Origin of the sequence: Salegentibacter tibetensis, assembly GCF_020164485.1 — a bacterium.
Classification (GTDB): Bacteria; Bacteroidota; Bacteroidia; order Flavobacteriales; family Flavobacteriaceae; genus Salegentibacter; species Salegentibacter tibetensis.
In genome coordinates this window covers 43,788-58,776 of record NZ_JAIQZA010000027.1, presented here as the reverse complement: position 1 = coordinate 58,776, position 14,989 = coordinate 43,788, and the positions used below count along the sequence as shown (strand labels likewise).

Below are 14,989 nucleotides of genomic sequence, written 5' to 3'. Positions count from 1 at the left end.
TATGGTATCCATAGTATGCAAATGCAGGGGGCACTTGCTATTTTCGCCGTAAACCTCAAGAGAATTCTTAAATTAACTATATAAGTCCGAGATCTTGAGGGAAGTAAGCTTAAAAAGCGATCAGAAGGGTTATTAGACCATTTTGAGGCATAGAATAATAAAAATATCTACACCTTAAAAATCACCAATAAAAAAAGCGACCAAGTCAAAAAATATATTTTTGCTTGATCGCCTTCATAAAATTACCTCAAAGGAGATAGTTTTTCAGTGCCCTCTCCCTACACGGTGGTTTTTTTTATGTTTTAAATTAAACCTTTTTAAAATTTTAAAGTCTTAAAACAAAAGCCCCACTTAAATTGCTATGAAAAAGATTTTTTAGATTAGATTTCTAAAGATCAAAGTGGGACTCTTTTAGATAAATTAGTTGAGTTTGTTTGAATTTTGAAATGAGAGCAGCATAAGGAAAACTGAAAATCTAAATTTTATATCTGAGCCAAATAAAATTTATCTCCTTTTCTGCTCTCTTTTTATTTTTATTAGAGAAAAAACTTAGCTATAAGTCCTCCGGCAAGCCACAGGTAACATACAAAAGCAATATATTTCAAGCTTGTTTCCAGCAACTGACTTTTAGGTGCCATTTCCTTCATATGCATCACATCTGCTCGCTTAAAAAACCCAAGATAAATTAGAATCCCGGAAATTGCCAAAAAGAGCATATTCAGCCAGAAAGTATAATCTATTTTAAAGTGTTCGGCATCGGTTATTTTTACTGCAGATGGATCTGGTAATAAATTAAAAAGATTGAACCCGTAATGCAACAATAAGGAAGTACCAACAAGCGCAGCAAAAAGGAGGAAAAGTATAAAGAAAGACATTTTCCAGCCATAATATTTTGCATTAATTCTTAATACGGGAAAAACTACCAGATCACTAAAAATAAAGGCCATTACTCCCGCAAAACTCACTCCTTTCCCAAAGAGAAGCGCTGCCAAAGGAATATTTCCCATAGACCCTATAAAAGTCAAAAAGGCAGCAATTGGACCAACAATAATATGTTCAAGAATAGTAAAAAAGCTAAAGTCTGTATTTCCATCTCCAGTGTTTATAAATAAAGTCTGAAAGAAAGAATCCGGAACAAAGGCGGCAACAACCCCCGCAACGGTAAATCCCAGGGTCACATCTTTCCAAACCATTTTCCATTCCATTGCGTATTGCTTTGAAACCTTGGCCCAACTGGTTTCAGATTTCACTTTCTTCTTCCAGGATTTATCAGAATCTTCTTCACCATCGTCTTTTTCATCGAGCCGTTCTCGTGCTTTTTTAATTAATTTCTGCGGATTGATAAGCCTAATCAATATCCAGCTGATAAGAATAAGCAATATTCCACCTACATATTCTCCTACTACAAATTGCCAGCCTAAAAAGATCGCAATTAAAATTCCCAGCTCTATAACCAGGTTGGTCGAAGCAAGAAGGAAAGCAATAGAGGAAGAAAAACTCGCACCTTTTTTAAACAGGCTTTTGGTAGACGCTAATGCAGAGAAACTACAGGAGCTACTTATAAAACCAAAGAAAGCTCCCAATAGAAGACTCTTAGACTCATCTTTCCCCATAGTTCTTTCCATGCGCTTTTCAGTTAGGAAAATCTGGATACAACTGCTTATTACATACCCCAGAATAAAGGCCCATAAAGCCATCCAAAAAAAACCGGCACTGGTGTATGCCGCTTCTCCCCACTTACTTAAAAAATCCTGCATTTAATTAATTTTTGGCTAGGTAGATTATAGTAGCTACTGTAATTTAGTATTTTTTAACCTCAGCGCATTAGCAATCACCGAAACCGAACTAAAACTCATTGCCAAGGCAGCAATCATCGGTGATAATAAAAGCCCGAAAACCGGGTATAAAATCCCGGCAGCAATCGGCACTCCAAGCGTATTATAAATCATAGCAAAAAACAGGTTCTGCTTAATATTTCGCATCACTTTCTTACTTAAGCTTTTTGCTTTTTTCACTGCTTTTAGATCACCCTTAACCAGAGTGATCTCCGCGCTTTCTATAGCAACATCGGTCCCGGTTCCCATCGCAATCCCAATATCGGCCTGTGCCAGCGCGGGCGCGTCGTTTATTCCGTCCCCCGCCATCGCTACTTTTTTGCCTTCCTGCTGAAGTTTTTTCACTTCGCTTTGCTTGTCTTCCGGAAGCATTCCTGCTTTGAATCCGGTTAACCCCAGTTCTTCAGCAACAGATTTAGCGGTCTTCTCATTGTCACCGGTAAACATATAAACCTCTACCCCGTCATCCATTAGAGATTTCAAAGCTTCCCTACTTGTTTTTTTAATGGGATCGGTAATTGTGAAATATCCTTCTATTTTCCCTTCTACAGAAACAAAGGAGACAGTTTTGCCTTTTTCCTGTTCAGCAGTTACCTTTTCGGTAATTTCTGAAGGAATTTCAACATTTTCCGCCTGCATCAGCTTGTCATTCCCGATGGCAATTTTTTTATTATCTACCATTCCAGTCACACCTTTCCCGGTAACCGAATTGAAATCTGAAGCTTCTGTATATTTCAGCTGTTTTTCTTTAGCAAAATCTACTGTGGCTTTTGCTAATGGGTGTTCGCTTTGTGAATTTACCGAGGCTATAAGTTTTATAATTTCATCTTTATTTCCTTCGGAAATCACTTCAACTTTTTCCACTTTGGGTTTGCCTTCGGTAATGGTTCCGGTTTTATCGATAATCAAGGTATCAATATCATCCATTTGCTCCAGGGCACGGGCGTTTTTGATCAGCACCCCGTTTTGCGCACCTTTCCCAACACCCACCATAACCGACATTGGTGTGGCAAGGCCAAGAGCACATGGACATGCAATAATCAATACCGCGATAGCATTCACCAGGGCATAAACATATTGAGGTTCGGGCCCGTAAATAGCCCAGACAATATAAGTGATCACTGCAATAATCACCACCACAGGAACGAAATAAGCTGAAATCCTATCGGCTAATTTCTGAATAGGGGCCTGCGACCTACTGGCATCATTCACCATTTTTATAATTTGTGAAAGCAGGGTTTCCTCTCCTACCTTTTCGGCTTTCATTGTAAAACTCCGGTTTCCGTTAATGGTTCCCGAACTCACTTTTTCGCCTTCAGCTTTATCAACCGGGATGGGTTCTCCGGTAATCATCGACTCGTCTATGCTGGAGTTTCCTTTTTCAATAATCCCATCTACCGGAATTTTATCGCCGGGCTTTACCCTTAAAATATCTCCTTTTTGAATTTCATCTATAGAAACTTCTTTTTCTTTGCCATCAACAACCTTTATCGCTTTGTTCGGAGCGAGTTTCAGCAACTCTTTTATCGCCGAATTTGTCTTACTATGTGCTCGGGCCTCTAAAACCTGGCCCAGTAATACAAGGGTCAGAATCACCGTTGCGGCCTCAAAATAGACGTGCACGGTACCCATTTCAGTTTTAAACTGTGGCGGAAAGAAATCTGGAAACAGCATACCAAAAACGCTAAAAAGCCAGGCCACCCCGGCACCAATGCCAATAAGCGTAAACATATTGAGGTTCCAGGTTTTTATAGATCGCCAGGCGCGTTCAAAAAACATCCAGGTAGCGTAGAATACCACGGGAATTGACAGTCCAAACTGTACCCAGTTCCAGTATTTCATTTCTAAAACATCATACAAGGGATTCTCCGGAATCATCTCAGACATTGCGATAATGAAAATAGGTAAGGTAAACGCAACCGCGATTTTAAACTTTTTCAGCAGCTTTTTGTAGGATTTGCTTTCTGAAGATTCTTCGGGTTCTTTAGGCACCAGGTCCATCCCACATTTTGGGCAGGAACCGGGACCATCCTGCACCACTTCAGGATGCATGGGACAAGTGTAGGTTGTCGATTGTGCTTTTAGACTTGCTTCTTCAACCAGATCCATTCCGCAAACCGGGCAATCTCCGGGTTCGTCATAAGTTTTATCCCCTTCGCAATGCATAGGGCAATAATAAACTCCGGTGCCACTTCCTTTAGTTTTTTGCTTTTTTGATTTCGGTTCTTTTCCCGGCTCATGAATTTGGTAGTTGTCACCATCATCCTTTAAGGTCTGCTGCAATTTCTTTAAAGGGACATTCTCTTTAGAAAAAATTTTTACTTCAGATTTTTCAAGATTTACTTTTGCACTTTTTACTCCCTCAACTTTTTTTAATGTTTCTTCAACATGAGCCTTACATCCCTTGCAGGTCATTCCACTAACGGAATAAGTTTGAGACATCTCATCCTCTCGATAAATTTCATAATTACTATCCTGCAGTGTTTTCTGAAATTCTTCAATTTTAATAGGTTTCTTCATCTCAATTTCGGCCAAGGCCTTTTCGAGATTTACCTGGGCATTGGTCACCCCTTCCACATTTTTTAAGGTATTTTCAACGTGGGCCCTGCAACCCATACAGGTCATTCCGGAAATTTGATAGCTGTGTTTCATAGATTTTATTGGAGAGAAAAGGCTGTTTGAATTATTTAATTTCGTCACCCTGAATTTATTTTAGGGTCTAATATCTTTCAACTTAGATGCTGAAACAAGTTCAGCATGACGTCGAAAACAAATTCAAACAGCCTTTAAAAATTTAAATTTTAAGCCAAATATGCTTCGCAAGCTTTTGCACATTCACGGCAGGCTTTGGCGCATTCCTGGCAGTGATCGTGATCGTGCTGGCCGCATTCATCGGCACAGGCATTACAAACTTCGATACAATATTTTACGAGTCCGTCTACATTTTTGTAACCGGTAACCAACACCTGGTTAAGCGTGCTACAAACCTCTGCACAAACCCTATCGGTTCTAATGCAGTTTTTCATCATTTTCACATTGTCTTCATCCAGACAGGCATCAGCACAATAATTGCAGTGGTTAATGCAATTCCCTAGGGTGCTTAGCAATTTTTCGTTTCTCATAATATTGGTTTTTAATGGTTTAACCCAAAGTTAAGCACAATAAACCGTAATGAGTTTTAAAATTATGGTAAGAAGTTATAAGAAAACGGGGAAATATGGAGCCTGAAAATTTCCTTACAGACTTAAACTCAAAAGATATTAGATACTGAAACAAGCATGACGATTTTAATATAAATTTCGGAAAGTAAACTACCTTGGGGGCAGGCCAAGAGGCATTAATGAAAAAAATATCCTGATTTCGAGGCAAGCCCGCCTGAATGATTCGGGAAGGCCTCGGAGCATTTAAATCTCGATTATCGAGTAAACTCTCTAAAACAGAAAGAAACTAATCAATCAAACCACCATTTTCTAAAAAATGATTCGAGAATTCGTGGCAAAAAAACTAATTATAATTTATCCAGAGACTTTCGTTCTGAATGCTTGAGTTTATATTGTGAAGGATTTAAGCCCGTTTCTTTTTTAAAGAAAGTAGAAAGATAAGCAGCACTGCCAAAATCCATTTTATCGGCAATTTCTGAAATATTCAATTCATCATATTCCAGTAATTCCTTAATACGCTCTGCTCTTATTTTATTCTGAAAACTTTGAATGCTTTGTCCTTCGGCTTTGGTGAAGATACTGGTAAGATGGCTATAATCGTAATGCAGCTCTTCGCTTAAAACTTCTGAAAGCTTATAATTTCCAAAATCTTTATGTTCGTAGACCAATGCTATAATCAAAGACTTTATGTCGGTCACGATTTTGTCGTTTCTTTCGGCTACGATTTCAAATCCATTGGCCTTTAGCTCTTTTTCCAAAAGATGGAATTGATCTTTTGAAAGTTCTTTTTTAAACTCGATCCTGCCTAAACTTATGTGTTCATATTTAAGGTTTTGTTGCTCTAAAGTGTTCTTAACACTCCCAAGGCAGCGATCGCAAACCATATTTTTTATATGCAGGATGTTTTCTTTCAAAATAGTTTTTCAGTTAAAAGACCTACAGGGTTTTGAAAACCCTGTAGGATTAAATTAGTTATTGAATAGTAGCTTCTACCCTACCACATTTCAGCATTTTATCACCGTAATACGGGTTAAAAATATCTTTGGAATTAGAATACCAATAATCACCTTTTCCTTCAAAAGCCATTGGGCAATATTGCTTATAAATTTCGCCAGATTCTAAAGCATCTGTCAAAACAGGCTCCATAGCTACGGTAAGTTTAGAGAATTCTTCTCGCTGCTTTTTTACATCGTCACTCTCTGCAATAGTAGTTGCAATAGCGGCAATTTCTTCATTTTCACCGGCCTTTTCAGCAAGTTCGGCTGCTTTTTCACCTGCAGCTTCAGCATCGGTATTTACAAAAGCATCTTTAATTTCTACGTATAAATTATAGATTTCGGCAGTATTCTCATCCTTAAATTCTGCTTCTAATTTGTCACCCCCATATTCTCCAGTTGTAGTCTGGTCATCCGGCTGGTGCATTTCATTCTGCATAGGCTGCGGCGCATCATCTTTATTTTCTTCATTTTTACAGGAAAATATCACTAAACTTCCTGCGATAAGACTAAGCATTGTTAAGCTTCTAAGATTTCTTTTCATTGTTTCTGTTTTTAATCTGATTTGTGTTTAAAATTATTCTTATTTAAAATCGTTTTTGAAGTTTTCTTACTGATGGTGACGAAATATACCAAAGCACGAAACCGCTCAAAACCGTAATTAGTCCCATCAGGGAAAAGATTCGAAGTACCAGATTATTAAAATCATCCCTGCCTTCATAATCCATCGTGTGGGTCATCCATAGAAAGTCGAACCATCGCCAGTCACGATGACGCACTGACCTGAATGTGGCATCCTGAACCGAGACATAAGCTTTAAGATCGGTAGGTTCCTTATAGGAGATTACATAAGCCGGTAAAGCGCCACTTCTATATTCGTGATGGTCTCCGGTTTCTTTGATTAGTTTAATACCTGCTACCTGCAGATCTTCCCGCATGTGTTTTTTAGCAATTTTCAGGGCTTCTTCCTGGGTTATTCCCTGCCTGTTTTCTCCCGTTCTGGGATTGATCAAGCTATTACCATTAATCAGGTAAAAGGCTTCACCTCCAATATCTTTGAGCTCTAATGAACTAACCGGAGTGACAGGTAGTATTTTTCCTGGCCACTGGAGATTGGAAAAAGATGGATTTTCTACAAATTCTTTCTTAAAATGGTCTCCATGAATCTCATCAAGATCGGTCCAGCTAAAATACATACCGCTAATGGTCCACATGATGAACTGAATTCCTATAAAAAGCCCAAGGTACCTGTGAGCCTGTCTTAATTTGAGCGCTGTTTTTCGTTTAACCACTTTTAGGCTTTTAATTCAACAAACTTATATAAATTTTATTTTTCCAGCTTCTCAATCAATTTCTTCATTAGCGCGATCTCTTCTCTTTGCGCTTTAATAATATCTTCAGCTAGTTTTTTAACCTCCGGATCCTCAATATCGGCACGTTCACTTGTTAAAATAGCAATTGAGTGATGAGGAATCATGGCTTTCATCCATAGCACATCGCCTATCACCGGGCTTTGGGCCCTCACCAGACCTAAGGCACTTAAAAACAACACCAGACTGCCTATATAAATTGCAATATTTTTCTTTTTATTTTGGTACATTTTCAGCATTAGTGAAAGCATAATAACCGCCATAGCAGCAATCCCTAAACACGTCATATAAAACCGGGTTAGGCTAAAATACACATGGTCTATTTGATAAGTATTCAGGTACATTGTAATGTACATAGCTATAAAGGAAAGCCCCAGCATTAAAAAAAATCGCCCGTAATTATTTCCTTTCATTTGATCTTCCTTTGCTCCTGATTTCATAAGTGTTGGTTTTTAATTGGTTTTAGTTTTATTATTTTCTAATGATCTAATGATCTTCCAATCCACTATAAAGTTAACTTATCGGTTTCCCTAAAATGTTAAACATCAGCTAAACTTCCCATAAACCTGTTTGTAATCATAAATTATTCAATACTTTCCTGCACTTCTCCACAACTTAACATCGCACTACCGTAATAAGGATTCCTAATTTCTCTAGAAAGACTCAACCAATCGGCGCCCTTATCATTGTTGGCCATAGGGCAATGTTGCACATACAGTGTCCCTTCCCCCAATTGAAATGTTTTTACCATTCCTATCATAGTTTCAGATAATTCGTCAAAGCCGCTCCTGATATTCTGAATATTTTCTGCGGAAGAAATTCCTTGTGCAGCGGTGCTTAGCTCCTCTCTAAAGCTTTCCCATATATTTTCTTCAGCTGAAGGAAGAGTTATATTGAAAGAACCAAGGAGTGAATTTAATTCTGAAACTTTTTGTTTTGCATCGGCATAATCATCATTTACAAGGGCATCTTTTAAAGTCATGTAAGAGTTGAGAACTTTTTCCAGTTCCTTTTTAGCTTCATTTCCCACCTTAACTTCCAGATGTGACTCCTGCATATTAACCCCATGATCGTGTCTTGATCCTGCTGGCCGCCCCTGCTGTTGATCTGGATTCATCATACTGGGCCTTCCGGAAAGCTGTACTGCAGCATCTACCGTAAAGGTTCCGTTTACCACAATTTCCTCGCCTTCACTTATACCTTCTTCCACTACATAAGAATCGCCTAAAGAAGAACCTAAAACCACTTCTCTAAGCTTAAATCCTGCACCGCTTTGTACATCTTCTTTTACATAAACCACAGAGCGTTTTCCCGTCCATAAAACAGCAGATTGTGGGATTACAATTCCCTCATTTTCCGAGTCGAGCTTATTTTCTATAATTCCTGTGGCAAACATTCCCGGTTTTAAACGCCTGTTTTGATTATCAACCTCCACTCTGGCAGTGGCAACCCGGGTATTGCTGTTTAACAGAGGATCTACAAACTTCACCTCACCTTCAAAAGTTTCACCCGGTATAGATTGAATAGTATATTTAATCGTATTGCCTTCTTTAATCCAGGACATATTGCTCTCGTAGACATCAAAAAGCACCCAAAGTTTATCCAGGTTCGCGATTTCGTAAATAGGCATTCCCCGTTCCAGGTAATCGCCCTGCTCGGCCATTAAGTCGGTCACTACACCACCTACATCTGCGGTAATGGGAAAACGATCTATGGTCTCACCCCTGCTTAGCATACTGGTAATTTGAGCCTCGCTAATTTTCCAGTTTCTAAGCTTTTGTTTTGCGGCTTCAAAAAGCTCCGGCTGACTTTCCTTTATCTCGGCTGCCTGCAATAATTCTTCCTGCGCAGTTACCAGATCTGGCGAATAAACGCTGGCCAAAACCTGACCCCTATTCACTTTTTCACCCGTAAAATTCACACGCAATTGTTCAATTCTCCCCGGAATATGAGTAGACTGTGTGTAAGTGTTGCGTTCGTCTACCTCAACTTTGCCGTTAAGCCGAATTTCTTTTGAAGTTTCCCCTGTTCCAACAACCATGGTCTCTACATTTGCAAGCTTCAGTGCGTTTTCACTCATCACAAACATGTCTAAATCCAGTTGGCTTTCATCTACCGAAACCGGAATAAGATCCATTCCACAAATTGGGCAATCTCCCGGTTCATTTTGTCGTACTGAAGGGTGCATAGAACAGGTCCAGATTTGATCTTCGCTCATTTCAGAGTGATCGTGATCTTCAGCTTCTTCAACATCATTTCCACCTCCAAAAAACAGGTATCCAAGTAAAATTCCCACAATAAGAATTCCGGCAGCTTTCCATATATAATTAGTTCGTTTCATCGTAATTTTCAGTTTTAGCTGATAAATAATCCATTTTTGCCTGAGCCGTAAATCCGGCTTTCAAGGCTTCTATCTGCTGAGTTTTCAGCATTAAAATATCCTGGTTCATTCGAAGTACTTCTTCAAAATCACCATCGTTGTTACTAAAGGCTGAAATCAAAAGTCTATTTGCCTGGCCAGAACTTTCTATTTGCCTTTCATAAAGCTTTAGCAGTTTAGCAGCTTTATTTAAATCGTACACAGTTTTCTCATATTCACTTTGCAACTGATTCTCTCGCGCTTCTTTATTTTGAATTGCTGCTTCCTGCATTAATTCGGCCTCCTGTACGGCGGCTTTATATTTTTTTCTGAAAATTGGCAAACTCACAGAAAACATCGGCATTATTGCGTCCTGGCCATTCATAGGCGGATTTGCATCTGTGCGCTTTGAAATAATCGAGTAATCCACTCCAATCCCAAAATTAGGTAAACCCGATTTTTGAGCTGTTTCTGCGCGACTTTCGTAAGCCTCCCGTTCCCTATCGAATTTGGTAAGTTCAGGATGCATTTTAAAAGCTTCTTCAGGATTAATTATTTTATTCTGCATTTCAGAATTAAAAATCAAAGTATCCTGGAGTGTAACCTCAGCTTCTCGCTCTCTATTCAGTAAAAGATTAAACTGTTTCTTTAAACTTTGCAATTGTTCTTCCTCAAGTTCAATTTCGGTTAAAGCTTCTTCCCGTTCAATATCTACCCGCACTACATTAACCATTTTTGAACTTCCGCTTCTAAACTTACTAAGGGAAAGTTCGCGATATGAATCTAAAACATCCAGATTTTCCTCCTTTAGAGTAATAGTCTTCTCGATGGCAAAAAGCTCAGCATAAGCCTTTTTGATTTCGAAAAACAAATCGGCCCGCGTCGCCAGATACTCCTGAAATCGAGCTTCTGCCAGTAAATCTGCGGCTTCCCTTTTTGTTCTTAAAGTGCCAAACCACGGAAACATTTGCATAAAGCTAAACCGGGCTTCCTGGGCACCCAACCGGGTTTCTATCATCCTGCCAAATGCGCTTACCGTAAGCGTGGGATCGGGCAAAGAAGAAACCTGTGGAGATTGCTGCAATGCTGCCTCAAACTGTGTATAAGCCGATTGTAGCTTCGGGTTATTTTCTGCTGCGATTTGGAGATAATTCTCTAAATCTTGGGCAAATCCCACCGCCCCCCAAAGCGGAATTAAAAGCAAGCTTATAATTATTTTTTTTGTGTCTATTTTCATTATCTGATTCTTATTTCATTCAGAAATTCTAAGCCTGAATTGTTGTTGGTTCTTCTCCATTTTCTTCTGTGGAATTAGAAGAAGCATTTTCCCTCCAAATGGCCTGTAAAACCGGCACCACAAAAATCGTCATAATCTGAATCACCATTCCGCCCACAATTGGGATGGCCATAGGCACCATGATATCGGAACCTTTTCCGGTTGAAGTCAATACGGGGAAAAGCGCAATTATAGTTACCGCAGTGGTCATCATTGCGGGGCGCACCCTTTTTAAACCGGCTTCCATTACCGCATCACGAACTTCTGAAACTGTTTTTGGGTTTTTACGTTCAAAAACCTGGTGAATATAAGTTCCCATTAAAACGCCATCATCTGTAGCAATACCAAATAAAGCGATAAAACCTACCCAAACCGCCACACTTAAATTAATCTCGTGCATCTGGAATAGATTACGCATATTGGTACCGAACATATCAAAATCCATAAACCAGCCCTGCCCGTAAAGCCAGATCATAATAAAACCACCAGCAAAGGCAACAAACACCCCTGAAAAGTGAATTGTTGATGCAATAATGCTTTTAAACTGGAAATAGAGCAACAGGAAAATGATAAGCAAACAGATAGGAATCAGGATTGCGAGGCGCTTTACGGCCCTAACCTGGTTTTCATAATTCCCGGAGAATTTATAACTCACTCCCTGCGGCACCTGTAGTTCACCGGCATCAATTTTATCCTGAATATGCTGTTGCGCATCGTTTACCACGTTTACTTCTGCAAAACCGTCGCGTTTATCAAAAAGCACATAAGCGGTTAAAAAAGTTTCTTCACTTTTTATCATTTGCGGTCCGCGCTCATAGTTAAGCTCAGCGAGTTCTCCTAAGGGAATTTGAGCCCCATCTGAGGTCGGTATCAGAATGTTTTTAATACTTTCCGGGTCGTTCCTTAATTCGCGAGGATACCTTACCCTAACCGGAAATCGCTCCCGGCCTTCAACCGTAGAAGTAATTTCCATTCCGCCAATAGCGGTTTCAATGGTCTGCTGCACATCTTCAATGCTAAGTCCATAACGAGCAATCGCATTTCGATCTATATCGATTTCCAGATAAGGTTTTCCAACAACCCGATCGGCAAAAACAGCTTCCGATTTAACCGAAGGAACTTCTTTTAGTAAATCTTCCAGTTCCATTCCAAAATCCTGAATGGTTCTCAAATCAGGTCCGTAAACTTTTATTCCCATTGGCGCCCGCATCCCGGTTTGCAACATCACCAGACGGGTTTCTATGGGTTGTAATTTTGGTGCCGAAGTTACCCCGGGAAGTTTGGTGCGTTTGGTAATTTCGTTCCAAATATCGTCGGGACTATTAATATGCTCCCGCCAGTTTCGGTAAAACTTGCCATCTTCATCTTCTATTAAATTTACTGCCGTAACATCTCGCTGAATAGCTTCAGAATTGGTTAAAGTATCCCCGGATTTCAGAATAAAACGGTTGTCATCATCAACCTTAAAACGTTGCATTGAACCGTCTTCAGAATGAATATATTCCGGTTTGTAATTAATTATATTCTCAAACATAGAAATTGGCGCCGGATCTAAAGCGGTTTCTGCCCTTCCTAATTTACCAACGGCAACATCAACTTCCGGAATACTGGTTACTGCCATATCCAGTTGCCTCAGGGTTTTGGTGGTTTCTTCCATCCCCGCATGTGGCATTGTGGTTGGCATCAATAAAAAGCTTCCTTCGCTTAGCGAGGGCATAAACTCTTTGCCCACCCCGGGGAAAGTGTGTGTCAGCCCACTCCAAACCTGGGTTGTTCTCACATTCCAGCCTACTTTATCAAATCCGTTGGCTACAAATCCGAATAATTTTGGAAAGCCAAACCAGATCATCGCACCAAAAAATATAGTAATTATGGGCAGGCTTAGAAATTTCCCTTTATTGGTTAGACACCAATTTAAGATGGGTTCGTAGAATTTTACAACCATCATTAATATCACCAAAGTGATACTAAGCAACAGGATCACAAAGATATAATTGACAAAAGCCGATTTCTGAAAGCCAAGTGGCATCCATTCTTCAGCAAGGAAAAATATGGTAACCGCCAAAATTAAACCCGGAATCACCAAATTTGTATATTTCCCAAAAAACTGTGGATTCCTGTCTTCAACAATTTTTACAATTCCGATTAGCGTTAAGGCTAAAGGCAACCAGAAACTAAAGGCAATGGCCAAAGCGATTCCTGAAACGATCAGGATAATATTCCAAATTCGTTTGGTTTTACTTTTATCGATTTTAATGTTGAAAAAGAAATACGACAGCATTGGCAACACAAAAACACCGATAAGAAAAGCCGCTACCAATGCAAAAGTTTTGGTAAAAGCAAGTGGGCGAAATAATTTACCCTCAGCGTTTTCCATAAAGAAAACCGGGATAAAACTCACAATAGTGGTGGCAAGGGCTGTGGTTACGGCGGGAGCTACTTCAGCAGTTGCTTTGTAGATTACTCCTGCCAGTTTATTGCCACGGAGATTTTTATTTTCGGGCATTTCGAGCCATCGAATGGTATTTTCAACAAACACGATCCCAACATCTACCATAATCCCAATTGCAATAGCAATTCCCGAAAGTGCCACCACATTGGCATCTACCCCAAAATATCGCATCGCGATAAACGTCATAAGCACCGCCACCGGCAATAAACTGGAAATTAAAATAGAAGCCCGCAGGTTTAAAACCAATACAATAATTACAATGATACTGATTAACACCTCGTGGGAAAGCGCCCTCTCCAGTGTATTTATGGTTTCATTGATCAGTTGAGTTCTATCGTAGAATGGCACGATGGTTAGTTGACTTTCGGTACCATCAGAAAGCGTTTTAGAAGGTAAGCCCGATGATATTTCCTGAATTTTATCTTTAGTATTTTGAATAACCGCCAGCGGATTTGAGCCATAGCGTGCTACAACCACACCGCCAACGACCTCAGCGCCGCCTTTATCCAAAACACCACGTCGCTGAGCCGGGCCCAGACTTACCCGGCCAAGATCTTTAATAAGTACAGGTGTGTTATCATTTTCGGCAACAACGGTATTTTCAATATCTTCAATAGATTTAATATACCCGAGACCGCGAACAAGGTATTCTACCTTGTTTACTTCTAATGTTTTCGCACCTGCATCGCGGTTGGAATTCTTAACCGCCATCATTACCTGGTTGATGCCAATTCCGTAAGCTTTAAGGGCATCGGGATTTACATCAATTTGATATTCCTGCACAAATCCGCCAATAGAAGCTACTTCAGAAACTCCTTTGGCACCGCTTAAGCCAAGCTTAACATAATAATCCTGAACTTTACGTAATTCGTGCAGGTCCCAGCCACCGGTAACATTTCCGTCTTTATCGCGACCTTCTAAGGTGTACCAAAATACCTGGCCCAAGCCGGTAGCATCCGGTCCTAAAGTAGGTTGGGCATCGTTTGGCAGTAAGCCGGCAGGAAGCGAATTCAATTTTTCTAAAACCCTGCTTCTGGACCAGTAAAACTCCACATCTTCTTCAAAAATGATGTAAATACTGGAAAATCCGAACATAGAAGAACTACGAATAGATTTTACTCCGGGAATTCCCAAAAGCGAACTGGTAAGCGGATAGGTGATTTGATCCTCTATATCCTGTGGAGAACGGCCGGGCCAATCGGTAAAAACAATTTGCTGATTTTCCCCAATATCGGGAATGGCGTCTACCGGAACGGGATCACTTGGTAAAAAACCCGTATCCCAGTTAAAAGGCGCGGTTACCAATCCCCAGCCTATTAGAAGAGCCAATAACAGGACGGAAACGAGCCGATTATAAAGAAAATATTTGATAATCTTATTGAACATGAATGTGGATATACATTGTGAATTATTTGGTTTTTGCGGTCAAAAAACAGAAGATAACAATCTGATTTTGAACTATCACACAGCGTCAAGTTGAGTTTAATCTTGCGAGAATCTTTGGAGCTAAAATTGTTATTTTATTTGAAAAGATTCTCGAT

10 protein-coding genes are annotated in these 14,989 nt (G+C 39.8%); all 10 read right to left on the bottom strand.

The window, feature by feature from the left end; all coding sequences use genetic code 11:
• Positions 1-536: 536 nt before the first annotated feature.
• The gene (locus LB467_RS13710) at positions 537-1,757 is read right to left on the bottom strand and encodes a permease (protein ID WP_224474615.1); all 1,221 of its coding nucleotides are present in this window, start codon (positions 1,755-1,757) and stop codon (positions 537-539) included.
• A 33-nt stretch (positions 1,758-1,790) separates the two neighbouring features.
• Positions 1,791-4,487 (bottom strand): heavy metal translocating P-type ATPase, encoded by a 2,697-nt coding sequence (locus LB467_RS13705; RefSeq protein ID WP_224474614.1) that lies wholly within the window; start codon positions 4,485-4,487, stop codon positions 1,791-1,793.
• Positions 4,488-4,636: 149 nt separating this feature from the next.
• Positions 4,637-4,957: a four-helix bundle copper-binding protein gene (locus LB467_RS13700; protein WP_224474613.1), complete on the bottom strand. Its 321-nt coding sequence runs from the start codon at positions 4,955-4,957 to the stop codon at positions 4,637-4,639.
• A 386-nt stretch (positions 4,958-5,343) separates the two neighbouring features.
• Entirely contained in the window at positions 5,344-5,910 is a 567-nt protein-coding gene (locus LB467_RS13695) for a helix-turn-helix domain-containing protein (RefSeq protein ID WP_224474612.1), read from the bottom strand.
• Between the two features lie 58 nt (positions 5,911-5,968).
• Positions 5,969-6,535 (bottom strand): DUF3347 domain-containing protein, encoded by a 567-nt coding sequence (locus LB467_RS13690; RefSeq protein WP_224474611.1) that lies wholly within the window; start codon positions 6,533-6,535, stop codon positions 5,969-5,971.
• Between the two features lie 43 nt (positions 6,536-6,578).
• Entirely contained in the window at positions 6,579-7,283 is a 705-nt protein-coding gene (locus LB467_RS13685) for a PepSY domain-containing protein (protein ID WP_224474610.1), read from the bottom strand.
• Positions 7,284-7,318: 35 nt separating this feature from the next.
• Positions 7,319-7,801: a DUF305 domain-containing protein gene (locus LB467_RS13680; RefSeq protein WP_224474609.1), complete on the bottom strand. Its 483-nt coding sequence runs from the start codon at positions 7,799-7,801 to the stop codon at positions 7,319-7,321.
• 143 nt (positions 7,802-7,944) lie between these two features.
• Positions 7,945-9,702 carry an efflux RND transporter periplasmic adaptor subunit gene (locus tag LB467_RS13675; protein ID WP_224474608.1) on the bottom strand — a complete coding sequence of 586 codons (1,758 nt, stop codon included), beginning with the start codon at positions 9,700-9,702 and terminating at the stop codon, positions 7,945-7,947.
• On the bottom strand, positions 9,689-10,957 hold the full coding sequence (locus LB467_RS13670) for a TolC family protein (protein WP_224474607.1): 1,269 nt from the start codon (positions 10,955-10,957) through the stop codon (positions 9,689-9,691). Before LB467_RS13670 ends, LB467_RS13675 begins: the two co-directional genes overlap by 14 nt.
• Before the next feature lie 28 nt (positions 10,958-10,985).
• On the bottom strand, positions 10,986-14,834 hold the full coding sequence (locus LB467_RS13665) for an efflux RND transporter permease subunit (protein ID WP_224474606.1): 3,849 nt from the start codon (positions 14,832-14,834) through the stop codon (positions 10,986-10,988).
• Positions 14,835-14,989: the final 155 nt, after the last annotated feature.

Coding starts and splice junctions, on each gene's coding strand:
- LB467_RS13710 (WP_224474615.1), bottom strand. CDS start 1,757: ATGCAGGATTTTTTAAGTAAGTGGGGAGAAGCGGCATACACCAGTGCC.
- LB467_RS13705 (WP_224474614.1), bottom strand. CDS start 4,487: ATGAAACACAGCTATCAAATTTCCGGAATGACCTGTATGGGTTGCAGG.
- LB467_RS13700 (WP_224474613.1), bottom strand. CDS start 4,957: ATGAGAAACGAAAAATTGCTAAGCACCCTAGGGAATTGCATTAACCAC.
- LB467_RS13690 (WP_224474611.1), bottom strand. CDS start 6,535: ATGAAAAGAAATCTTAGAAGCTTAACAATGCTTAGTCTTATCGCAGGA.
- LB467_RS13680 (WP_224474609.1), bottom strand. CDS start 7,801: ATGAAATCAGGAGCAAAGGAAGATCAAATGAAAGGAAATAATTACGGG.
- LB467_RS13675 (WP_224474608.1), bottom strand. CDS start 9,702: ATGAAACGAACTAATTATATATGGAAAGCTGCCGGAATTCTTATTGTG.
- LB467_RS13670 (WP_224474607.1), bottom strand. CDS start 10,957: ATGAAAATAGACACAAAAAAAATAATTATAAGCTTGCTTTTAATTCCG.
- LB467_RS13665 (WP_224474606.1), bottom strand. CDS start 14,834: ATGTTCAATAAGATTATCAAATATTTTCTTTATAATCGGCTCGTTTCC.